Genomic DNA, 21,918 nt, shown 5'->3' with positions numbered 1-21,918 from the left:
GTCCGTGCGGAGCGGGCTCGGCCTCCACTCCGCACGGACGCGTCAGTAGACCACGACGGGTTTGATCGTCGCGCCGGAGGCGGAGTCCGCGAATCCGGTGTTGATGTCGATGAAGGGGTACGTGCGGATGAGCTTGTCGAGCGGGAAGCGCCCTTCACGCCAGAGCCCGATGAGCTGCGGGATGAACACCTGCGGGACCGAGCTGCCCTGGACGATCGTCTGGAACGTCCACCCCTTCACGAGCGACGCTCCGATCTCGAAGGTCGCCTCTGTGCCCGGCGCGGCCGCGCCGACGAGGGCGAGCGTTCCGCGGATGCCGAGGGCGTCTGCGGCGGAACGCAGCAGCGCCGGACGCGCGGTCGTGTCCACGATGTAGTCCGCGCCTCGCCCTCCCGTGATCCTCATGATCTCCTCGCCGAGGTCGGAGGAGGTCGTGTCGATCACGTCCGTCGCCCCGAGCTCGCGCGCCAGCGCGAGACGCGAGGCGTGGATGTCGACGGCGATGATATGACGGCAGCCCGCGACGACCGCGGCCATGATCGCCCCGGAGCCGACGGCGCCCGTCCCGATGACGACCAGCGTGCTGCCGATCTCGGGATCCAGCTCGTTCAGCACGGCTCCGGCGCCCGTCTGGATGCCGCACCCGAGTGGCGCGACGACGTCGAGGGGGACGTCGTCGTCGACGCGGATGATGCTCTGCTCGACGACGTTCGCATGCGTGGCGAAGGACGACTGGCCGAAGAAGTGCGACGAGATGACCTCGCCATCCTTGCTCAGAGCCGTGCTGCCGTCCGCGCGGCGTCCACCGAAGTCCTGAGCGAAGAGGTTCTCGCAGTAGGCCATCTGGCCCGCACGGCAGCGACCGCAGTGCCCGCAGTACGCGGCGGCGAGGAGCACGTGATCGCCCGGTCGCACCGTCGTGATCGACGATCCGACCGCGTCGACGATCCCGGCGCCCTCGTGTCCGAGCACCGCGGGCAGCGGAGTCGGGTACACCTGGTCGCGGACGATCGCGTCAGTGTGGCAGACGCCGGTCGCGACCATTCGGACGCGCACCTCGTCATGGCGGATGTCGTCGAGGTCGATCGACTCGATGGCGAGCTCCTCGCCGGGATTCCTGGCGACAGCGGCGGTGATCTGCATAGATGGTCCTCCGTCTCAGAGGCGGCGTCAGAACGGGTACTGCTGGTCGGCCGGCTCCACCGTGATCCACTTGAGATCCGTGAACTCGTTGATCACCGCCCGGCCGTCGAAACGTCCGTATCCGCTCGCCTTCACCCCGCCGTACGGCGCCTGCGCCTCGTTCTGCACCGTCGCGCCGTTGACGTGCACATGCCCGGCGTCGATGCGCAGCGCCGCTTGGATCGCGCGGCTGGTGTCGCGTCCGAATACGGCGGCCGCAAGGCCGTACTCGGTGTCGTTGGCCACGCGGATGGCTTCGTCCAGGCCGGAGACACGCACGATCGTCGTGATCGGCCCGAAGGTCTCCTGATCGTAGATGCTCATCTCGGGCGTGACGTGATCGATGATCGTCGCGTCCATCGCTGCTCCGGCCGCGGGTCCGCCGACCACGACGGACGCGCCCTTCGCCACCGCGTCGTCGATGAGGCCGTTGATCCTGTCCCCGGACTCGGGGCGGATCATCGGTCCGACGATGCAGTTGGGATCGGTCAGCGGGTCTCCCGACGGCAGCGTGCGCGTACGCGCGACGAACTTCTCGACGAACTCGTCTGCGACGGACTCGTCGACGACGAAGCGCTCCGTCGACATGCAGATCTGCCCCTGGTACATGAACGACCCGAACACGGCGGCGTTGACGGCGCCGTCGATGTCGGCGTCGTCCAGCACGACCAGCGGTGCCTTCCCGCCGAGTTCGAGGAGCACCGGCGTGAGGTGGCGCGCCGCCTTCTCGGCGATGATCCGGCCCACGGCGGTCGACCCGGTGAAGTTCACCCGGCGCACCGACGGGTGCGCGATGATCGCCTCGACGACGCGGTCGGCATCCTCCGGGGCGTTCGTGAGGAAGTTCAGCACTCCCGCGGGCAGGCCCGCCTCGTGCATGACCTCGGCGATGATCGCGTGCGTCCGGGGGCTCGTCTCCGACGCGCGGAAGACCACGGTGTTGCCGCAGACGATGGGGTAGGCGATCGCCCGCGCCGCCAGCACTCCCGCGCCGTTCCAGGGCGCCATGCTCAGGACGACGCCCGCCGGCTGACGGAACGTCATCGACAGCGTGCCCGGCTTGTCGGTGGGGATGGTCTCGCCCTGGATCTGCGTCGCGAGCCCCGCGGCCTCGCGCAGCAGCTGCGATGTGAGGAAGACGTTGAAGCCGGCCCACAGCTGCGCTGCGCCGACCTCCGCCATCATGGCCTCGATGAACTCGCCCGCACGGCGCTCGATGATGTCCGCGGCTTTGAGCATGATGTTGCGACGTTCCGACGGGCCGGTCGTCGACCATGCCGGGAAGGCGCTCGCCGCGGACTCGACCGCGTCGAGGGCGTCCTCGACGCTCGCTGCGGCGCCTTCGGAGACGACTGCCCCCGTGAGCGGATTCCGGCGGGCGAAGATCCGGCCCTCTCGTGCGTCGCGGGTCTCATTGTCGATGATGAGGTGAGTGTTCACGGGTCTTCCTTCGTCGTCTTTGACAGATGGATCACCTGCGGTCTTCGCGAGGTGATGTAACGGTAGCACGTCCAGGCGCGCTTGTCTGTTACATGTTTGCGGAGGTGAACTGCGCGCCGATGCGGACGCCGACGACGGTCTCGACGAACTCCGTCGCAGCGGCCTCCAGCGCATCGTGCGTGGAGTGGAACAGCGCGTGCGCGTCCGCGCCTGGCCAGTCGACTGGTCTCAGCACGGAGGGGATGCCGGGATCCTGGAGCGGGAACCGGCGATAGCGCGCGGTGAGCTCGATGCGCGCGCGGAGCGCGTCCGGTCCTGCCATCGCCCCCGCGCTGCGTGCGGTATCCCGGTGCTCGTCGAGGAACGCCCGGTAAACCGCGGCGAGCGCGTCGAGATCCCAGCATCGCCGGAGGAGCTCCCGGTCCGCGGCAGGATCATCGGTCCGGGAGACGAAGACATCGACCTGCACGCCGGGGAGATCGCGACGCAGCTCCTCTCCGACGCCCGACGAACCTCTCGGCGAGATCCAGGTCGTGCCGGCCAGTGGGGCGAAGCCGAGCCACGAGAGGGTCTTCCTCATGCCCTCCCGTGCCGCGCGATCGGAATCGGCCAGCTGGAAGACGACCGTCGTCCAGGTGCCGTCCCACCCCGTGGGATAGGGCGCGAAGATGCGCGACCGTCCCTCGTCGAGGATGTCGAGCAGCATCGGCGTCGCCCGGTAGTAGGTCTCCCGCCCGGAGCGCCGTGTCGAGAACCATCCCTCCTGACGCAGCCGGGACAACGTGACGCGCGCCGTCGCCGGCTCGACACCGAACTCGGCGAGTAGGAGGCCGAGGGCACCTGCTCGCACCTCCGGCGCGTAGCGCAGGTAGTCGCCGAAGAGGTCGAGGATGAGCGCGCGGGGTTTCATGGGCATGGTCGGGAGATCCTCCTCGTGGATGTCAGGACATCGCCAACCGCGCCGCGACATCCTCCCGCAACGCGCGCTTGTCGATCTTGCCGACCTTCGTCAGTGGCATCTCGGGCACGAGGACGAGTCGGTCGGGCAGCTTGAAGGCCGCCACACCATGGTCCTCCATGTGGGCGCGGACATCTTCGAGGGTCAGGTCTCCGGAGCCCTCGATCGTGACGTACAGGCAGAGCCGCTCGCCGAGCACGGGGTCCGGCATGCTCACCGCCGCGACGAGGTCGACATGCTCGATGCCGTACACGATGCTCTCGACCTCCTCGGCGGAGATCTTCTCGCCGCCGCGGTTGATGAGGTCCTTCTCGCGGCCATGGACGACGAGGTTTCCATCTGGTCGACGCACGACGACGTCGCCCGACCCGTACCAGCCCTCCGTGAACGCTCTGGCGTTGTGCTCGGGTGCTCGGAAGTATCCGCAGGGGGTGTATGGGCCGCGCGTGAGGATCAGACCGGGAACGCCGTCTGCGACGTCGACGCCTTCGGAATCGACGACCCGGATCTCGTCGCCCTCGGAGACCGGTCGGCCCTGGGTCGAGACGATCGCCTCCTCGGGATCGTCGATCCTCGTCATGTTGATGAGTCCCTCCGCCATGCCGAACACCTGCTGCAGGGTCGTGCCGAGCTCGGGGGCGACGCGCGCCGCGAGCTCGTCGGGCATGCGAGAGCCGCCGACCTGGAGGACGCGGAGCGAAGCGAGCTCCGCGATGCCCGCGACGCGAGCATGCTCCATCCAGCGCTGCGCGACCGCGGGCACCGCTGCGGCGACCGAGACGCCCTCCCGCTCGATCGCCGCGAACGCCTTGACGGGCTCGGGGCTGGGGAGCATCACGGCCTTGCCGCCCTGGAACAGCGCACCCAGGACGCCGGGGCACGCGAGGGGGAAGTTGTGCGATGCCGGGAGCGTCCCGAGGAAGACGTCGTCCCCGGTCAGGCCGACGACCGCGCTGGTGGCCCTGATGTTGTAGGCGTAGTCGTTGTGCGTGCGGACGATGAGCTTCGGCAGACCCGTCGTCCCCCCGGAGAGGAGAAAGCACGCCGGCGCGTCGGGCGATGGGGCGATGGCATCGAGATCCGCAGCCGGCTCGCTGTGCCCGGCGGGCTCGAGCAGCGGATCCAGGGCGATCGATCGCGGGCCGACATCACCCGTGGCGAGGACGGTGCGGACGCTCTCGACCTTGTCGGCGACCTCCCATGCGAGCGCCTCGTGGTCGAAGGACCTGAACGAGGAGGCGACGACCACCGCGACGGCTCCCGAGAGCTCCGCGAGATGGGTGAGCTCGTGTCGGCGATGCGCCGGCAGTGCCATGACCGGGATGATGCCGGTCCGGAAGCATGCCAGCGTGAACACCACGAACTGCCAGTCGTTCGGCAGCTGAACGACGACGCGCTCGGATGGCCGCAGTCCGACGGCAAGCAGGCGGGCCGCCGCCGCATCCGTGCGGTCGATCAGCTCGGCGTAGGAGATGCGGACGTCGCCGCTGACCACGGCGATCCTCTCCGGCCCGCGCGCGGCGGCCTCCCGCACGTAGGAGCACAGCGCCCTGTCTTCCCAGAATCCAGCCTCGCGATACCGGCGCGCGGCATCGGCCGGCCACGGGACGACGCCGTCCAGGGTCGGAGCGTTCATATCACTCTTCCTTCCGATGGGCCGCGACGACGACCGCGTCGAGGGCGACCATGCCCTCGTGGGTCGCGCGCAGCGGATTGATCTCGATCTCGTCGGCGGCACCCGCCGCCACGGCAGCGCCCACGGCGACGACGACCCTGGCGAGGGCGTCGATGTCCGCGGTCGGCGCGCCACGATAGCCGTCGAGGAGCTCTCGACCCGCGAGGTCGTCGACCATCGACGCCGCTTCCGCCACCGTGAGCGGAGCGCTGCGGATAGCGACATCGGCGAGCACCTCTGCCGCGACCCCGCCGAGCCCCACCACGACGATGGCGCCGAACACGGGGTCGCATCGCGCCCCCACCACGAGGTCGACACCGGCGGGCGCCATCCTCTCCACGAGGAACTCCCTGGCACCCGCGCGCTCGAGGCTGTCGAGGGCGTCGTCGAGCTCGGACTCGCTCGCGATGCCGAGCACGACCCCGCCGATGTCCGACTTGTGCAGGACGGCGGCGTCGACGAGCTTGACCGCTACCGGGGCACCCAGCTCGCGAAGGGCACTGCGGGCCTCATCGCGGGTGCGGCATCTCCGACGTGGGGGCGTCCGGATGCCGAGCAGCTCGAGCATCTCCTTGCCGCGGATCTCGTCGACCGTCCCCTGGCCGACGATGTCGTGGGTCAACGCGACCGGGGCCACAGTTTCGTCGGTCGAGAGGAGGCTCCGCGCGCGCGCGTCGGCGACGAGCGCCTCGACGGCATGAGCGAGCGCGGTCGGGCCGACGACCATGGGCACGCCGTGCGACCGGGCCGAGGCGACCGCATCGGCCACATCGGCGACGGGGCCGTCGACGGCGAGCACGAGCGGCAGGGATGACGGGCGCTCGGCGGCCGATGCCGCCGCAGCCAGGTCGATGACGGGCTCAGTCAAGGCGTAGATCCCGACGATGTCGACAGCCGGATCGTCGACGACCGCGGACACCACCTCGGTGAATGTCTCCGACGGCCGGCCGGTGTCGACCGGGTTACCTTGGAAGGTCAGCGGCGGCAGCGCCGCGGAGAGGCGCCGGGTCGTCTCGGAGGACAGGCGCGGGAGATCGACGCGCGAGTCGCCGAGGCGGTCGGCGATGATGAGGCCGGGGCCCGCCTGCGCCGTGATGAGGGCTGCACCCGGTCGTCGTCGCGGGTGCGCCCGACCCCCTGAGAGCCCGATGGCCGCGGCGACGGCCTGCGCCTCGTCGTCGACGACCACCGCACCTGCTTGGGAGAGAAGGGAACGCGTCGTGCGCCACGAGGTGGCCAATGCTCCCGTGTGGGATGCCGCGAACTCCGCGACGGTACCCCGTCCCACTACGAGGGCGACGACGGGTTTGACCTCGGCCACGGCGCGAACGGCCGCCAGGAGGGCGGCACCGTCGGGCACGGTCTCGAGGTGCAGGATGACGCACGTCGTGGCCTCGTCCTCGACGAGGTGGCTCAGCACGTCGGCCGCCGTGACATCCTCCCCCGCCCCCACGCCGATCCCGAGGCTGATGCCGGCGCCGGCGGCATCCAGCCGGAACGCGAGGGCGTGATTGACTCCGCCGCTCGCGGCGACGACGGCGATGGATCCCGCGCGCAGGCCGCGCACCCCCGGGACGAAGCTCGCGTGGAGCCCTTCCCGGGGGACGAAGAAGCCGGATGTGTTCGGTCCCACGAGTCGCATGCCGCTCTCGCGCACGACCGCCCGGACGTCCGCTGCGTGGCGTTCTCCCGCTTCGCCGATCTCGGCGAATCCGCCCGCGCAGACGAGTGCCGAACGGATCCCGGCGTCGACGGCCTCCGCGAGCGCTCCCGCGGTCGCCGCCGCCGGAACGCACAGGACGGCGAGGTCGAGAGGGTCACCGGCGGCCCGCCCCGCTTCCGCGATGCTCGTCCGCATCCCGGTCGTCGGCCTCGCGTTCACGAGCTGGAGGGTGCGGGGGAAGCCTGCGAGCGACGCGGCCATGGCATGGCCGAGCTTCTCCGGATTCGACGAGGCGCCGACCACCACGACGCCGCGTGGCGCGAAGACCGTCGACAGGCCGGTGGCGCTCATCGTCGGATCTCCCGGATAACCGCGTCTGCGCGCCCCGAGAGGACGAGCGTCCGGGCAGCGGGCTCGTCGACGTCTTCGACGACGGCGGTCGCGCGCCCGTGCGCGAGCCGGGCACGCTCCGAGAGCAGTGCCCGCGTCAACGAGTTCCCGCCTCCGATGACGAGCAGCTCCTCGCCATCCGGGATCTCCGTGCGAGCGACAGCGGCCTCCTCCGCCGGCGCCGCGAGTCGTCGGGCGACGCGGGAGAGCTCGGCTCGCCCGCCGATGCGGTCCGTCAGCCACTCGATCTCCCCGTCGCGGACGACGCGGAGATCCCTCCCGCCCAGACGCACGCCGGCGAACTCGAGCGGCGTGTCCATGGGCTCGCCGCGATGGCGTTCCCGCCACGCCCGCTCGACGTCGTCGGCAAGGCCGGGGTCGCGGCGGCGGATCCGCTCGATGTCGATCGAGCGCGAGAAGAAGTGGAAGGCGAACGACAGCGGGTCCATCGACCGGTGGTAGAAGCCGAAGTGCTCCCACCAGCTCAGGCTCGGTCGAGCGGCGTCCTGGATGCGTGCGACGGCGGGCCGGCGCGCCTCCTCGTACCGGGCGAACGCGGCCTCGATGTCATCCGACGCGGCGAGCTCGCGGGCGAGCACGATCGCATCCTCCATGGCCATCTTGGTGCCGGAGCCCACGGAGAAGTGCGCGGTGTGGACCGCGTCGCCCAGCAGCACGACATTCCCCGCATGCCAGCGCGACGTGCGTCGGGTGCGGAAGTTCGCCCAGCGCGAGTTGTTCCCGACGAGACCCTCCCCTGCGATGTCGACGTCGAAGAGCTGTTCGAGGTAGCGCTGCGATGACGTGTCGGTGGGTCCCGGAGGCGTCGCGGGGTCGAAGGCGTCCAGCCCCGCCACCCGCCACGTCTCCTCGTCCGTCTCGACGATGAACGTGCTCAGACCGCCGCTGATCGGATAGGCGTGTGCGGCGAAGTTTCCGTGCTCGGAGTTCCGGTGCACGAAGGTGAGGCTGTCGAAGCGGTGCGGGGTGCCGAACCAGATGAACTTCGCGCTCGCCGTCTCGACCGAGCTCCCGAGGCTGTCGCCGAGGCCTTCCCTGATCCGGGAGTTCGTTCCATCCGCCGCGACGACGACGTCGAAGTCGGCGAGCGCGTCGAGTCCGGGCACGTCATGTCCGAAGCGCGCATCCACCCCGGCCTCGAGCGCCGCCTGCTGGAGCAGGCGGAGGAGCACCTTGCGGTGGATCGCCGCCATGCCGTTGCCCGCGAAGGTGTGGGTCTCGTCGTGCGAGGAGACGGCGATCGCATCCCAGTGGACTCCGTCGCGCGCGAGCGCGTCCCGCAGCACCGGATCGGCATCGTCGATCTGCTGGAGGGTCCGGTCGGAGAAGACCACGCCGAACCCGAAGGCGTCCGTCGGCTGGTTGCGCTCGAAGAGCACGACGTCGATGTCGGGGCGCGCGCGCTTGAGGAGGGTGCTGAAGAACAGGCCACCTGGCCCGCCGCCGACAGTGGCAACACGAATCGTCATTGATCTCTGCTTTCGTCAGGTGGCTCGATTATGCAACACAATCTCGCCATATGCCATCAGAATGTCACATATAGAGATAGGATGTTCGCAGCCGACGACGTCCTCGTCGCTGCCCGACCGTTCGCGACGACGAGAACCCGGTGACCATGAGCAGAATCCCACAGGAGCGCTCGCTCCTGCTGCTCGCCGTCCCCGGCGCGGGCGGGGCCGTGCTCTTCATCGCGGCCCCACTCGTGTTCGCCCTGTGGCTCTCCACGCGCGAATGGGACCTCATCGGCAGCCCGGAACCCGTCGGCCTGCAGAACTTCGCCGATGCGCTCGGCGATGGACGGTTCGGCGGGGCACTCGTCGTCACGCTCGCGATCTCGATGCTCGCGGTGCCGGGCGTGATCCTGGTATCGGTCGTCATCGCCCGCGCCGCTCGCACCGCCCCGCGCGCGGCGCGGGTGAGCCTCCCCGCACTCGCGGTGCCCTGGCTGATCTCGCCGCTCGCGGCCGGGACGGTCTGGCGGTGGATCCTCGCACCGGAAGACGGTGGCATCTCCGGCATCGTCGGCCATCGGATCGAGTTCCTCACCCGGCCGGTCGTCGTGCCGATCGCGATCGCCGTCCTCCTCGTCTGGAGCAGCGCCGCACCGTCCGTCCTCCTCCTGCTCGCCGCTTGGCGCGCCATCCCCGGCTCCGTGCTCGAGGCCGCCCAGCTCGACGGCGCCGGGTGGATCCGCCGCCTGACGGCCGTCGAGCTGCCCCTGATGCGGGGCACAGTCGGGCTCATCGGGGTCGGCATGCTCGCCCAGGTGTTCGCGCTCTTCGACCAGTCCTATGCCCTCGCGGGAACGGGCTCCGCCGCCGGCTTCGGCGGGGCGGGTCTGCTCGTATACGAGACCGCATTCCGCAGGTTCGACTTCGGCCGCGCGGCGGCGATGTCCCTCGCTCTCGCGCTGGTCCAGGCGGCGCTGGTCGCCGCGTGCGGCTTGCTCCGAGGACCGCGGACATGATCCGCCGGCGCCGCCTGCTCGCCTCGTCGGCCCTCACCCTCACTGCAGCGGCCGCCCTGGCTCCCGTTGTGCTCGCGGCGCGCGTCGCCTTCACCCCGCACCGGGCCTACGCCGCTTCCGGCGCGTTTGCGCCCCTCGGCGCGTTCACGTGGGACAACGTCGCGCGCGCGTTCGACACCGGGCTCGCATCCACGATGGCGACGACGGCCGTCATGGCCATCGTCGTGACGATCGTTCAGGTTCCCACGACGTTTCTCACGGCTTTCACACTCGCCTGCCGTCCCGCTGCCATGTCGTCGCGCGTCCTACGCGCACTGCTCATCGGCGGATATCTGCTGCCCCCCATCACGCTCGCTATCCCGGTCTACCTCGGCGTCTCCGCCGCGGGACTGCGTGGCACGTTTCCAGGCATCGTCCTCCCCGTGCTGTTCGTCTCGCCGTTCGCGGTCTTCCTCTTCCTGCGCGCCATCCAGCAGATGCCGCCATCCGTCATCGACGCCGCGCGCATCGACGGCGCGGGGCCCCCGCGCCTCCTCCGCAGCATCGCAGCGCCTCTATGCGCCCCCGCCATCGGCGCGGTGTCGGCGCTGTCCCTCGCCGCGCAATGGAACGCCTTCCTCTGGCCATCGCTCGTCGCAGCCGGAAGGATCCCCGTCGTGACGACCGCGATCGCGAGCATGAACGGGCAGTACGACCGGGACTGGACGCTCGTGATGGCGGCCTCCTGCATCTCGCTCGCTCCCCCTCTCCTCGTCGCCGCCGGCACCCTCGCCGCGCGCCCGCTCCTCGTCGCGCTCAGAAAGGACCCCCCGTGCACCGACGTCATCGCATCCTGACGGTCGCGCTCGCGACCGGCGCACTGCTGACCGGCTGCGCATCCGCGCCGCCGCCGGCCGACACCGTCACGCTGCGCTTGTGGGACGATCAGGTCGCCGAGGCGTACCGCCTCTCGCTCGACGAGTTCACGCGCGCGACCGGGATCGCCGTGGATGTCATCACGGTGCCGTGGGCCGACTACTGGATCCAGCTGAGAGCGGACCTCGCGGCCGGACAGGCCGACGACCTGTTCTGGGTCAACGCGGCGAACTTCGAGCAGTACGCCGAAGCAGGACTGCTCGTCGAGGTCGAGGTCGACGAGGATCGCCGCGAGAGATGGGAGCCGCAGGTCGTCGCCCAGTACACCCGACACGGAGTGCTCTACGGCGTGCCGCAGCTCGTCGATCCCGGGATCGGCGTCATCTACAACGCGGACCTGGTCGCTCAGGCCGGGCTGGGACCGCAGGATCTCGAGGATCTCGCGTGGGACCCCGCCGCTGCGGACGATACCCTGCGCGAGACCGCCCGGCTCCTCACCGCCGACGTCGAAGGCCGGCATCCCGGAGACGAGGGGTTCGACCCGCTGCGCGTGTCGACCTACGGGTACGGCTCGTCGAACGACCTCAACGCGACGCTCCTGCAGTTCCTGGCGGGCAACGGTGCGGCCTGGCAGAAGGGCGATGAGTTCGTGTTCGACTCGCCCGCCGGCATCGCGGCGATCGGCTACGCAGCGAGCCTCGTCCGCTCCGGCGTCTCGCCGTCGGCGTCCGAGACGAACCCTCCGGGCGGCTCCGACCATCTGCTCGAGGAGTTCCTGCGCGGCGACCTCGCGATGTTCCAGACCGGCGCATACAACCTCGCCAACGTCCGCGACGGAGCGAGCTTCGAATGGGGCGTCGCCTCCCTGCCGGCGGGACCCGCGGGCAGGATCAGCGTGACGAACGGCATCGTCCTGGCGGGCTGGAGCGGCAGCTCGGCGTCGGACGCGCAGGAGCAGGTGATGGACTGGCTCGGATCGGCCGAGGGTGCGTGGGCTATAGGTGAGACCGGATCTGCGCTGCCCGCGGTGGAAGAAGCACAGCAGGGGTACTACGACGCGTGGGCGCAGGACGGCGTCGACATCGCGCCCATGGTCGACGTGCTGCGGGAGGGCACGATCCAGCCCCCGCAGGGCGCGGAGTACGCGGACGCGCAGGCGGCGTACGAGCCGCTCCTCAACGCGGTGTTCCTGGGCGACCGGGACACGGCGAGCGCGCTGGCGGAGGCGGCGGACGCGGCGAACCGGGCGATGAACCGGGAGTGAGTGGGCCGACGTCGCCGCCGGCCCGCTCGCTCGCTCGCCGTCAGGCGGCCAGGCGCTCCACGATCTGCTCGACCGTGGCGATCTCCGCGATGTTCAGGAGCGCGAACGACAGCGCGGCGTCGTGCCAGGCAACATTGATCGAGGATGTCGCGTCGGACACGATCGCGACACGGTAGCCGTGATCGGCGGCGTCGCGCACGGTGTGCTCGACCGCCATGTTCGTCCACACTCCGACGACGATCACGTCGGTCGCTCCGATCGCCCGCAGCATGGAGTCGAGGTTCGTGCCGTTGAACGCGCTCATGCGCGTGCGGTCGAGGACGATCTCCTCCGGGCGGGGGTCGAGACCGTCGACGATCTCGGCACCCCAGGTGCCGAGCACGAGATTGTCGGGTCCGACCATGCGGAAGATGGGGGCGTTGTCGCCGCCCACGTCGCGACCGGGATGGACCACGATGCGGTTGTGGAAGACCGCCGCCCCGCTCTCTCGGGCGGCGTCGAGCACGCGCCGCACGTTGGCGACGACCTCCTGCTGCTGCGCGTGCTCGGCGGCGCCGCTGCTGGCGAACGCACCCTCGGGATGGATGTTGTCGTTCTGCATGTCGACGACCAGCACAGCTGTCGTCGGTGCCGTTGTGGCGCTCATGGGTTCTGCTTCCTCTCGGGTGGGATGTTCAGAAGACGATGACGGGCTTGACTGTCTCGCCCGACTTCGAATCCGCGAAGCCGGCGTTGATCCGGTCGAGCGTGTAGTTGCGGATCAGGCGCTCGAAGGGGAATCGGCCATCCTGCCAGAGCTGGACGAGGCGGGGGATGAACACCTGCGGCACCGAGCTGCCCTGCACGACCGTCTTGAACGTCCACCCCTTCACAAGCGATGCGCCGATCTCGAAGGTGGCCTCGGTTCCGGGCCTCGCCGCGCCGACCAGTGCGATCGTGCCGCGGATGGCGATCGAGTCCGCCGCCTGGCGCAGGAGCTCGGGGCGGCCCGTCGTGTCGACGACGTAGTTCACGCCGGTTCCCGCGGTGATCTCCGCGAGGCGGGCGGCGACGTCCTCGGTCTGCGAGTTGATCGTGTGGGTCGCCCCCAGCTCCTTGGCGAGCTCGAGGCGGGCATCGTGGATATCGATCGCGATGACGATGCGGCACTCTGCGACGCGCGCGGCCATGATGGCCGCGCTGCCGACGGCGCCGGCGCCGAAGACCGCCAGCACGGAGCCGATCTCGGGCTGGAGTTCGTTCAGAACCGTGCCGGCACCCGTGTTTAGTCCGCACCCCAGCGGGCCGAGGTGCTCGAGAGGGACGTCGTGGTCGACCTTCACAACCGATTCCTCGACGACGTTCGCGTAGGTGGCGAACGATGACTGCCCGAAGAAGTGCGACGAGATCGTCTCGCCGTCCTTCGATAGGGAGGTGGTGCCGTCGGCGCGCCGGCCGCCGAAGTCGGCTGCGAACAGATTCTCGCAGTAGGCCATCTCACCCCGGCGGCACCGGACGCAGTGACCGCAGTACGCCGCGGCGAGGACGACGTGATCCCCCGGCGCCACCGACGTCACGGAGTCGCCGATCGCCTCGACGACGCCCGCACCCTCGTGCCCGAGGACAGCGGGCAGCGGCGTGGGGTAGATCGCATCGCGCACGAGCGCGTCGGTGTGGCAGATGCCCACCGCGACCATGCGCACGCGCACCTCGTTGTGCCGGAGCTCGTCGAGCTCCAGCTTCTCGATGTGGAACTCCTCGCCCTGCGAACGGACGACTGCCGCCGTGATCTCCATCTTCCTCAACTCCTCGTCGACTTCCGCGCCGTCCGCTTCCTGCTCGCGACGCGATGAGCGTGTCCATAGGCCATGAGCAGGCGGGGCACGAGCACGTACACCGCCGTGGGAACGACGAGCAGGGTGAGCACGAGAGCACGCAGCACGGGGTGCCACTGCTGCCCGACCACGCCGAGCACGCTCATTCCCAGCGCCACCATAGGGAAGATGGCGAGCCACGTCACCAGCGCCCGCACGTGGACCGACGCCACTCCGGGCTGCCGCCCCGTGCTCGGACCGGTCTCGTCGGCCGCGAGCGGCTTGCCCTCATGTTCCACTCAATCTCCAAACGTTTCCTTGGAATGGACATCCCATCTTCTCATCCCCGGGAGGGTGGAGGGCTACGGTTGTCGAATGGCCTGGGACACCGAACGCACGCGCGCCCTCATCCTGGAGGCCGCCGTCGAGGAGTTCGCGGTGCACGGCTACGCGGGCGCCCGCGTCGGGAGGATCGCGGGGCGCGCGGGATTCAACGTCGAGCGGCTCTATGCGCACTTCGGCGACAAGCGCCGCCTGTTCGAGACCGCTGTGGGCGACCAGCTTGCGCAGCGCATCTCACTCGACGCCGTCGACGGAGAGGGGCCGGAGGCGATCGGCGCCTTCGCCAGCCGACTCAGCGACTCGCTGCACGAACGTCCCCTCCTGGCGAGGCTCGTGGCGTGGGAGGGTCTGGAGCTCGAGCGCGTCGGAGAGGGGCTCCTGCGCGCCGAACGCGCGTCAGCGCTCGTCGACGCCTTCTGCACCGCACTGCCGGGGCGCAGCGAAGACGACGTCCGCTGGCTGCTGTTCCAGGTCGTCGCCCTCTGCTACGCCTGGCATGTGCTGCCGAACCTCACTGCGATCATTCTGGATGAGCCGCCGGGATCGCGCGCCCGGCGCGACCGCGACCGCGTGCGCGCAGCGGCGACGGCGCTCGCCGCCGCTCTTCCGTCGGACGACGCACGGTAGCCTGGCGCCATGTTCGTTGACGCCGCCGACCTCGAAGCCACCGACTCGTACCGGCTCCTCGTCGGCTCGGTGGTTCCACGCCCCATCGCCTGGATCACGAGCGGCACGGCGCCACATCCGACGAATCTGGCTCCGTTCAGCGCGTTCGCGTGGGTCAGTCAGCATCCCGCAATGCTCGGGACGACGATCATGGACCGTCCCGATCGTCAGAAGGACACCCGACGCAATATCGAGGCCGACGGAGAGTACGTCGTCAATATCGGCGATGAGCCGCTGATGCACGCCATCCACCGCTCCTCTGAGAGCATGCCGGCTGACGTCGGCGAAGCCGAGGCGCTCGGGCTGCGCACCGCCCCGTCGCGTCTGGTCGGCGTCGAGCGTCTCATCGATGCGCCGATCAGCATGGAGTGCCGCCTTGAGAGGATCATCCGCTTCTCGCCGACCGGTGGCGACTTCGTGGTCGGCCGCGTGGTCGCCTGGCACATCGACGACCGCGTGATGCGCGACGGTCGCATTGACACGGAGCTACTGCGGCCGGTGGGGCGGCTCGCGGGGCCTCGCTACACCGGACTCGGCGACGTATCCACGTTCGCACCAGTGACGGGAGGATGACCCCGCGACCCCGGGGTCTCGCCCGCCTCGCCGATTCACTGCGCCCTCGGAAACGAACGACCGCCGGCATCGAACTCCCGCAGAGCATGTGGCAGGTCATGGAGACGCCGCTCGTCCGTCAGCGCCGGCAGGCTCAGGTAAGCCGGCTTGGGCGTTCGTCACGACGCGGTAAGAGCGTTCAAAGGCCAGCCACTCGGCGCGACGTCGGTACGGGAGTCCGCCACGGGCGATCGCGTGACGTTGCCGGTACGACCAGTGCGCTATCGCTCTTTCGCTAGCCTCGCGCGAGTCAACCCGCGGCGGCCGGCCGTTGGTGCGCAGAAAGGAGCGAAGCTCTTCGAGTCGCCGATCCCAGCGATCGTCGCGTGGTCGATCTGACCAACCGGGCAGCCGTGCGAGAGAAGCGCGGCGCGCTTCCGTCTGCGCACGCGCACGCCGCTGGTTCTTGATCCAGGAGATGAGCCGCTCCGGGACCTCCCCGGCAGCCGGAAGCCGACCAGTTCGCGCAGCAAAGGCGCTGACTTCGTCGTAACTCAGCTGCCACGCCTGTCGTCGCCGGTGCGTGCGTGGGCCGGATCTGAGGCGATTCGTCTCGCGTTTTTCGTTCTGCATGCCCGGTGTATGCGCAGTCCCCCACACGCCGGGTGCGCACGCGTGTGCCGCCGATCCTCGCTGGCGTGTGGGCAGCCCCGGAGACCTGGCGGACGTGCGAGGCGCACCGCCTGAGCATCGCGCCGAGACGACAGACGATGTCACCGCAGCAATGGACGCGAGGGGAACGAACCTGAACAGCTCGTCTTCTCTGCTCCCGCTCGCTGTCCTGCGCGATGAAGAGGACCGCGCATACCCATATGCGACGGCGATCGTCGCCGCACATGACAGAAAGCAACCCCAATGTTTCGCAGGATCAGCATCATCTCGCTCGATGACGCCACAGTTCAGCCCATCATGATCACACGGCCGTCCGCGCTCGTCGCGGCCTCGGCCGGGCTCGCCGCAGGTACCACGCGCGTGAACTCGGTGGACGTCGACTACAGGTACGCCGACGTGATCGTCGACGAGTACTCCGACATCGATCTCGTGACCCTCATCCTTCACGAGGACGGCGAGACGGATCGCGCTCTCCTCCTCACCCCGGTGGAAGAGCCACCGAGCTGGTGCGAGGTCAACCTCGCCGGGAGGGCACCGATGGACGCGGCTCAGTGGCGTGCTGTCCACGCCCTTCACGTCGCATGTAGGTGGGTCTCAGACCTTTCGTGGGACGCCAGCGACCATGTCGATGCCGAGGCTCTCCAGGAGATGACGTGGGAGGAGGAGCCTGCTGTCGTGCGCTACTGGGGTGGCCTCTCACCACTCGACGACGACCGGTCCCCCCAGGGCGTCGCGACTGCCGCTGTCCGCGGCGCCCTGTCGTCTGGCCTCGCCGCGCACGACGTACTTCGACTCGACAACGGACTACCACTGGCCGGCCCCGAGCAGGACATCGCACAGGCAGTGGATCGAGCCCACACGGCCGTCCATCGCCTCGCGCGGCGCGCTCTTCCCCTCGACGACCTCGTGGATGCGGCCGAACAAGAACTCGCAGCCGTCCTCTCGCGCGGCCGCTTCGAGCCCGGGAGCACAACGCGCAGCCAGTTCATCACCCTCGCGCGGCGCTACATCACGTGTGCGCTTCACCCCGAGAGGCCGAGCGCGCAGACGCGATTCGACACAGCCACCGCAGCGCTCCGCCGCGCCTACCCGCACATCGTCGACGACGGGGACGTCGTGTTCTGACCAACGGCCGCACCGGAGCAGGTTGCTCCGGTGCGGCCGGGTGATCGAGCGCGTATTCGCTCCGGCCGCGGGTATGGACTGCGACACCGGCGAGTGCCTTGCCACGCCGACAGGCGCCATCGGCATAAGCGTCGGGAGCCACCTCGGCCATCTCGAAGACCTCGCAGTGCATCACAGCGCCCGGTGCGCCAGACCCCAGGGACCGCGCCTATCGCCACAGGCGCTCGTGTCGCACGCGCGGACAGCGACCGCGCATAACCACATCAAGGCGGGAGATGCCCGCCATCGAACACAGGAGATCCCATGATCATCACCGCCTCCCTCCACCGCAGCGACGACCCGAACTCGACGCCGGTGAATCTCGGCTCCGAGGACGACGTCCTCCGAGCATGGGGCAGACTTCGACCCGGCACGTACCGGGTCGCGATGGCGACCGCCGACCGCCGTTACGCCGAGCTCATCTTCCCCGCGGATGACGAAGCCGACCTCGTCGCGCTGATCGCGCACTCGAAGCACACCCGCCACCGGACACTGCTCCTCAATCCCATCGAGCTCCCTCGGTGGTGCGACCTGCGCGATACCGGTCGCGTACCGACTGCGGCGATTCAGTGGCATCCGGCGCACGCTCTGTCGCTCGCCCGCCGCTGGGTGACCGATCCCGCCTGGGAAGCCACCGAGTTCCCGTCCTATCGGGCGCTCCACGAGTACACGTGGAGCGAGCAGCCGACGGAGCTGCGCTACTGGGACTTCATCGGTCCCGCTGACGCGGACACCGATGTCGCGGAGACGTTGCTGATCGCACTCCAGGGCGGCCTCGCGTCCGGCTTGACGGTGGCCGAGGTGCTTCGCCTGGATGAGGAGCTCTCCCTCCCGGGCGACGTCGAGCTGCTCGCGCAGGATCTCGACAGGGCGCACGAAGACGTCCACACGGCGCAGAAGCGAGGCCAGACTCCCGCGCAGGCGCTCAGTCAGGCCGAGGCAGCCATCCAACGCGTCCTCGACCTGGCTGACGCTGCCGGCTCCGTCCAAGACGCGCTCGCGTCTGCGGCCCTCCGGTTGGCGACGTGCGCTCACCACCTCCCCGACCATGCTCTCGCGGCGATGCGAGCAAACGCTCTCACTGCCGCCCGGTCCTACTTTCCCGCGAACGCTGACCTCGATGAGTGACGCCCGGGGTGCGGAGATCGACGATCTCCGCACCCCGGCCTTAAGAGCTCGTATCGTCCGGCATGACAGACGAGAGAAGATCGTCGAGCGTGACGCCGAAGGCTCGCGAGAGTTTGATCCACGTGCGCAGATCCCCATGGAAGCGCCCCGCTGCGAGGTTCAGGAGCGTCTGACGACTAATCCCCGCTTGCTCGGAAAGCTGTTCGTACGTGAGACCCGAGCGGTGCCGATGATCGTTGAAGATGCCGCGCAGCTGCGCGAGATCGGGTTCGGGAACGGGCACCATTCCAGCCCACGAGATGCGCTCGTCGAGCACAGCACAATACCTTGTACTTTCGGTATAAGATCCTGTGCCATGCCTCGACGTCGCCCGCACATCCTCCAGACCGCTGCCGTCTCTACCCTCCTCGGCGTCGGAGCCCTCATGGCCGGCTGCGCCGCCGACGCCCCGGACCCGGTCATCACGGCCGTGCAGGCATACGTCGACGCGATCGCGGCCGGTGACGCAGAGCGAGCCTCGGCGCTGATCGACAGCGCGCCAAGCGGAGCAGAACATCTCGAAGACGCTCTCGCGTTCATCGAGAACCCGACCGCGGGGCAGGCCGCCGATGACAGCTGGACGTCAACGACACTGGACGACGGGGCCACGACGACCGTCCCTGTCGCGTATGAACTCGAGGGCGAGGAGTACCGCGGCACCGTAGACGTAAGGCGCGAAGGGGAGGACTATCTCGTCGTCGCGTCACCGGAGCAGAGCGCGCCCCCGACCGCGACATGGGCATCCGAAGACGGATTCACTGTCCTCACTCTCTACGCTGGCGTCTACGGCCCGGAGGTCGTGACCGGAGGAAGCCCTCTGCTGACCACCGACGTCAGCGAGTTCGTTGGCCTTCTCGGAGGTTCGGCGACCTTCAGCGCTCAGCTCTCGGACGCAGGCATTGCTGCGGCCGACGAACTGTTGGCAGACGGGACGGCCGCGAGCGCCGCCGAAGACGTCCTCGCAGAGTGCGCCCCCGATGGTGCCGAGATCAGCGTCGTCGTCGGCTCCACCGGGTTTTCGTGCGGTATCGGAAACGACGGCTGGCTATACGAGATCGTCGGCGATGACGGCACGACCGCCACTGTCGTCGACGGGAACGTCGCCGTTCGCGCCGTGATCCACTACACGTGGGTCGCGGAAACCTCCGCCTACGAGTCGGACAACGGAGTGGGCGCAGTCGTCGAGTACTTCCTGGTCGACGGCGACATGCTCACCCTCGCGCCTGACCTCACCGAGGTCTACGCGGACTACACCGAGGCATGGTGAAAGCACACACGGAGTGAGCGAAGATTTCACACCTCACTCACTCCGCGAGCGAGGGTCGATCAGCCGCTCATCGTCTCGCGTCGCGCGAGGAGGCCGTTCAACGTCCGCTGGACGGAAGTGAATCATGCCAGCGAGCTGGACCGTATCCTCCGTCGAAGGAGGCACGCCATGACCAGATCCGATCACGCCCCGATCATCGCGCTCTCTCCCGAGTCACCAGATGGGCTATACCAAATCGCCACCCTGAGCTGGGCGAAGTACCTTCTCGACATCCATGCGGGATCGGCCAACCTGCGTCGGTTCGCGGCGTCAGTCGCTCACGAGGTAGATCTCTGTCGACGGTGCCCGTTGATCTGCTGCTGGACCTGACGCCCCTTCTCCATCGCCGCACGACGCTGGGCTTGGCTCGTGTACAGGTTCGCGTCCCAATCGGGGTACCGCACCACGAGCCTGCGCATCTCGCGCCTTGATGGCTTCGGCCAGGGATCACCGCCATGCAAGAGAACCCATGGGCGCAGGATGTCGCCGTTGGCATCAGAGTTCGGCGTAACGACTTCGTGCCGCGTCGTATCGCCGATCGCGCTGGCGTGCCCGTATCGCGGTCCTCGCGCGTTTCCTCGGTCCCACGGCCACATCACGTCAGCCCAGTCGGCGAGCTCTGTTGGGCGCGCGAGCTGCCAGCGGTTCATCGGGGCCTGGACGCTGAAGATGCGTCCGCGCTCTGGGAGCTCGCGGGGCACACCGTCGGCGTGCGCTTGGAAGAACGGACCCGTCCATCCCGCATAGAACTCCACCGCAGTCCACATCGCGACCGCCTCCTCCCCGACCTCAAACAAGTCGAGTGCTTCTGCAGCGAGATCGTCATACTGCGTACGCTCGGCGCTCGTCGTATCAATCGCTCCGGAGGCATACGCCCTGTCGAACACCCCGTCTCTGATGGCGCGGAATGCTACCGCGTGCGCTCGCCCCATCAGAGAGATGACGCGCCGCCGTCGAGCGCGCCGCTGCGCGACCTGCGAAAACCACCAGCGCACACCCTCCGCTGCCGTCCAAAGGATGAACCCCACCATCAACGGCGCCCAGAAGAACTCCAGCACTCTCTCCACGATCTGACCGTATCGGTGATGCACGCGCCGACCCCGGCCGCTCGCTGGTCACGAGGTCAATCGCTTCCGCTCGATGCCGGCATCGTGAGCACCGGCGTCTGTGCCCTTGAACCGTGATGTCTCCAACATCGATTTGGAGGCCCCTGACGAGTTCTACGCGCTCGCCGCGGCTCGTCGAGCCCGCACTGACCTCACACCGATCACTCCGGGGGCCACATGGGTCCCAGGAAGCGGCAGGACAGGCACCCCGAACCCGGCCGCCCCGCAAGACGAGGCGGTCGCGTCAGGAGACATGCACGTGCGCAACCAGATCCGGGGGGGATCCCGCCACCGAGCATTGGTGGTCGAAACGCGGATCTCCCTAGGACACGCCTTTCACCCGGGGTGGTGCTGTCCGACGGGGACGCTCGTCGTCCGCCGGACGACGGGGCCGCCCCCGTGCTGACGCGCGGACCGCTCAGGCGCGCGCGTCCCGCAGCAGTTCGAGCAGCCTCGCTCTGCTGCGGAGGACCGCGTCGAGCGAGTCGCCCGCGTGCTCGTCGAGGCCGATGACGAGAGGGATGCCCGCGGGGATCGCGGCCAGGATCGACCGCCAGTCGAGGTCGCCGTCGCCGACGGCGACCTGGTCTTCGTTCGCCCCGCCGGCCGGGCCGTCCTTGAGGTGCAGGGCGAGCATGCGCGAGCCGAGCGCTCGCACCGTGTCGACGACGGGCTCGCCGGCGATGGCGCACCAGTTGGGGTCGAACTCCACGCCGACGCCCGGACCGACGCGATCGAAGAGCGCGAGCAGCGCCGGCCTGCCGTCGACGCGCGCACGCAGGTCGTCGTCGTGGTTGTGGAAGGCGACGCGCAGGCCGTGCGGGGCGGCGGCGTCGGCCGCTCGCTGCAGGTCCGCGGCGATCCGGTCGACGCCGCCGGGCTCGTACCAGCGCGCCGCCGGGAAGCCGGGGTGCACGAGGAGGGTCGCCTCGTGGGCGATCGCGGCGTCGAGCGTGCGCTCGAGCTGCGTGCCGGTGATGTCGCCGTGGACGGTGGGCGTGGTCAGCCCCGCCGCGCGCAGCGGCGCATCGAGCAGGGGCGCCGTGTCGGCCAGGGCGAACGGCTCGACGTGCGCGAATCCCTCGCCGGCGAGCACACGGAGCACGGCGTCCCAGCCGTCGCGGGCGAGCTCGTCGCGCACGCTCCAGAGCTGGACGGAGATGATCGACGGTGCCATGAGGCAGCCTCTCTGCGGTCTGCGCCGTGCGCGACGAGGCGTCGCGCACGGCGGGGCG

Annotated in this window: 20 protein-coding genes; 8 read left to right on the top strand and 12 right to left on the bottom strand. The window is 69.4% G+C overall.

What is annotated here, in order from left to right; genetic code table 11:
• Positions 1-42: 42 nt before the first annotated feature.
• The 6 genes from ACWGPF_RS00585 to ACWGPF_RS00560 form a co-directional block, all read right to left on the bottom strand.
• Positions 43-1,143 carry an NAD(P)-dependent alcohol dehydrogenase gene (locus ACWGPF_RS00585; RefSeq protein ID WP_452330964.1) on the bottom strand — a complete coding sequence of 367 codons (1,101 nt, stop codon included), beginning with the start codon at positions 1,141-1,143 and terminating at the stop codon, positions 43-45.
• Between the two features lie 27 nt (positions 1,144-1,170).
• The gene (locus tag ACWGPF_RS00580; RefSeq protein ID WP_452330963.1) at positions 1,171-2,622 is read right to left on the bottom strand and encodes an aldehyde dehydrogenase; all 1,452 of its coding nucleotides are present in this window, start codon (positions 2,620-2,622) and stop codon (positions 1,171-1,173) included.
• Between the two features lie 88 nt (positions 2,623-2,710).
• Positions 2,711-3,538, bottom strand: coding sequence for a PaaX family transcriptional regulator (locus ACWGPF_RS00575; protein WP_452330962.1), 828 nt, complete (start codon positions 3,536-3,538; stop codon positions 2,711-2,713).
• Positions 3,539-3,563: 25 nt separating this feature from the next.
• A complete protein-coding gene (locus ACWGPF_RS00570) occupies positions 3,564-5,216 on the bottom strand; it encodes a (2,3-dihydroxybenzoyl)adenylate synthase (RefSeq protein ID WP_452330961.1) in 1,653 nt (550 codons plus the stop codon).
• A 1-nt stretch (position 5,217) separates the two neighbouring features.
• Entirely contained in the window at positions 5,218-7,269 is a 2,052-nt protein-coding gene (locus tag ACWGPF_RS00565; protein ID WP_452330960.1) for an acetate--CoA ligase family protein, read from the bottom strand.
• Positions 7,266-8,798 carry an FAD-dependent monooxygenase gene (locus ACWGPF_RS00560; RefSeq protein ID WP_452330959.1) on the bottom strand — a complete coding sequence of 511 codons (1,533 nt, stop codon included), beginning with the start codon at positions 8,796-8,798 and terminating at the stop codon, positions 7,266-7,268. Before ACWGPF_RS00560 ends, ACWGPF_RS00565 begins: the two co-directional genes overlap by 4 nt.
• A gap of 146 nt (positions 8,799-8,944) precedes the next feature.
• Between ACWGPF_RS00560 and ACWGPF_RS00555 the strand changes: the two genes are divergently transcribed.
• Genes ACWGPF_RS00555 through ACWGPF_RS00545 form a run of 3 tightly spaced genes read left to right on the top strand, consistent with a single transcriptional unit; the run spans position 8,945 to position 11,915 of the window.
• Positions 8,945-9,796: a carbohydrate ABC transporter permease gene (locus ACWGPF_RS00555; protein ID WP_452330958.1), complete on the top strand. Its 852-nt coding sequence runs from the start codon at positions 8,945-8,947 to the stop codon at positions 9,794-9,796.
• Complete coding sequence (locus ACWGPF_RS00550) at positions 9,793-10,632, top strand: carbohydrate ABC transporter permease (RefSeq protein ID WP_452330957.1); 840 nt, start codon at positions 9,793-9,795, stop codon at positions 10,630-10,632. Before ACWGPF_RS00555 ends, ACWGPF_RS00550 begins: the two co-directional genes overlap by 4 nt.
• On the top strand, positions 10,608-11,915 hold the full coding sequence (locus ACWGPF_RS00545) for an extracellular solute-binding protein (protein ID WP_452330956.1): 1,308 nt from the start codon (positions 10,608-10,610) through the stop codon (positions 11,913-11,915). The genes ACWGPF_RS00550 and ACWGPF_RS00545 overlap by 25 nt, the downstream gene beginning before the upstream one ends.
• A gap of 40 nt (positions 11,916-11,955) precedes the next feature.
• Here ACWGPF_RS00545 and ACWGPF_RS00540 read toward each other — a convergent pair whose 3' ends face one another.
• Genes ACWGPF_RS00540 through ACWGPF_RS00530 form a run of 3 tightly spaced genes read right to left on the bottom strand, consistent with a single transcriptional unit; the run spans position 11,956 to position 14,007 of the window.
• Positions 11,956-12,561: a cysteine hydrolase family protein gene (locus ACWGPF_RS00540; protein WP_452330955.1), complete on the bottom strand. Its 606-nt coding sequence runs from the start codon at positions 12,559-12,561 to the stop codon at positions 11,956-11,958.
• Positions 12,562-12,589: 28 nt separating this feature from the next.
• On the bottom strand, positions 12,590-13,690 hold the full coding sequence (locus ACWGPF_RS00535; RefSeq protein ID WP_452330954.1) for an NAD(P)-dependent alcohol dehydrogenase: 1,101 nt from the start codon (positions 13,688-13,690) through the stop codon (positions 12,590-12,592).
• Between the two features lie 5 nt (positions 13,691-13,695).
• A complete protein-coding gene (locus ACWGPF_RS00530; RefSeq protein ID WP_452330953.1) occupies positions 13,696-14,007 on the bottom strand; it encodes a hypothetical protein in 312 nt (103 codons plus the stop codon).
• Between the two features lie 76 nt (positions 14,008-14,083).
• Between ACWGPF_RS00530 and ACWGPF_RS00525 the strand changes: the two genes are divergently transcribed.
• The 4 genes from ACWGPF_RS00525 (at position 14,084) to ACWGPF_RS00510 (ending at position 18,232) form a co-directional block, all read left to right on the top strand.
• Positions 14,084-14,677: a TetR/AcrR family transcriptional regulator gene (locus ACWGPF_RS00525; RefSeq protein ID WP_452330952.1), complete on the top strand. Its 594-nt coding sequence runs from the start codon at positions 14,084-14,086 to the stop codon at positions 14,675-14,677.
• 9 nt (positions 14,678-14,686) lie between these two features.
• Positions 14,687-15,289 (top strand): flavin reductase family protein, encoded by a 603-nt coding sequence (locus ACWGPF_RS00520; RefSeq protein WP_452330951.1) that lies wholly within the window; start codon positions 14,687-14,689, stop codon positions 15,287-15,289.
• 1,020 nt (positions 15,290-16,309) lie between these two features.
• Positions 16,310-17,065, top strand: a complete 756-nt coding sequence (locus ACWGPF_RS00515) for a hypothetical protein (protein WP_452330950.1) — start codon at positions 16,310-16,312, stop codon at positions 17,063-17,065.
• A gap of 303 nt (positions 17,066-17,368) precedes the next feature.
• Positions 17,369-18,232 (top strand): hypothetical protein, encoded by an 864-nt coding sequence (locus ACWGPF_RS00510; protein ID WP_452330949.1) that lies wholly within the window; start codon positions 17,369-17,371, stop codon positions 18,230-18,232.
• Positions 18,233-18,272: 40 nt separating this feature from the next.
• Here ACWGPF_RS00510 and ACWGPF_RS00505 read toward each other — a convergent pair whose 3' ends face one another.
• Positions 18,273-18,548 carry a helix-turn-helix transcriptional regulator gene (locus ACWGPF_RS00505; RefSeq protein ID WP_452330948.1) on the bottom strand — a complete coding sequence of 92 codons (276 nt, stop codon included), beginning with the start codon at positions 18,546-18,548 and terminating at the stop codon, positions 18,273-18,275.
• A gap of 39 nt (positions 18,549-18,587) precedes the next feature.
• On the opposite strand from ACWGPF_RS00505, the gene ACWGPF_RS00500 reads away from it, so the two are divergent.
• Positions 18,588-19,538 carry a hypothetical protein gene (locus tag ACWGPF_RS00500; RefSeq protein WP_452330947.1) on the top strand — a complete coding sequence of 317 codons (951 nt, stop codon included), beginning with the start codon at positions 18,588-18,590 and terminating at the stop codon, positions 19,536-19,538.
• Positions 19,539-19,855: 317 nt separating this feature from the next.
• Here the strand turns inward: ACWGPF_RS00500 and ACWGPF_RS00495 are convergent, their stop codons facing one another.
• Both ACWGPF_RS00495 and ACWGPF_RS00490 read right to left on the bottom strand, forming a co-directional pair.
• Positions 19,856-20,644, bottom strand: a complete 789-nt coding sequence (locus ACWGPF_RS00495) for a hypothetical protein (protein ID WP_452330946.1) — start codon at positions 20,642-20,644, stop codon at positions 19,856-19,858.
• 457 nt (positions 20,645-21,101) lie between these two features.
• Positions 21,102-21,860, bottom strand: a complete 759-nt coding sequence (locus ACWGPF_RS00490; RefSeq protein ID WP_452330945.1) for a sugar phosphate isomerase/epimerase family protein — start codon at positions 21,858-21,860, stop codon at positions 21,102-21,104.
• Between the last annotated feature and the right edge of the window lie 58 nt (positions 21,861-21,918).

Source organism: Microbacterium sp. NPDC055683 (genome assembly GCF_053617895.1).
This window is presented reverse-complemented; position numbering and strand designations above follow the sequence as displayed.